This window comes from Streptomyces sp. SID12501 (assembly GCF_010550245.1).
Lineage (GTDB): Bacteria > Actinomycetota > Actinomycetes > Streptomycetales > Streptomycetaceae > Streptomyces.
The window spans coordinates 1-406 of sequence record NZ_JAAGLU010000911.1; the positions used below are offsets into that span (position 1 = coordinate 1).

The 406-nt window shown below is 74.4% G+C and carries 1 protein-coding gene; it reads left to right on the forward strand.

Annotated features, from left to right (window positions below):
* A partial coding sequence (locus G3I71_RS49100) for a TerD family protein (RefSeq protein WP_164325477.1) occupies window positions 1–406 on the forward strand: 406 nt, incomplete at both ends.

Below are 406 nucleotides of genomic sequence, written 5' to 3' on the forward strand. Positions count from 1 at the left end.
CGCTGCTGCTCACGGCTGAGGGCACCGGGCGCGACGACGCCGACCTGGTCTTCCACAACCACCCCGAACAGGACGGCGTCCGGGTCGCGGGGCAAGCCGTGGAGGCGGACCTGGACGCGGTCCCGGCCGCCATCGAGACGGTGGTGTGCGTCGCGAGCATCGACGCGGACGGGCCGGACGCCGCCTTCGACGCGGACTCCACACCGAGCGTGTCGGTGCGCCACGGTGCCCAGGACCTGGTCTTCGTCCCGCCGCCGCTGACGGACGGCGAGACGGTGCTGCTCCTCGTCGAGTTGTACCGCCGGGACGGCGGCTGGAAGGTCCGGGCGGTGGGGCAGGGCTACGCGAACGGCCTCGCGGGACTGGCCGCGGACTTCGGCGTCGCGGTGGAGGAGGCGGAGACCCG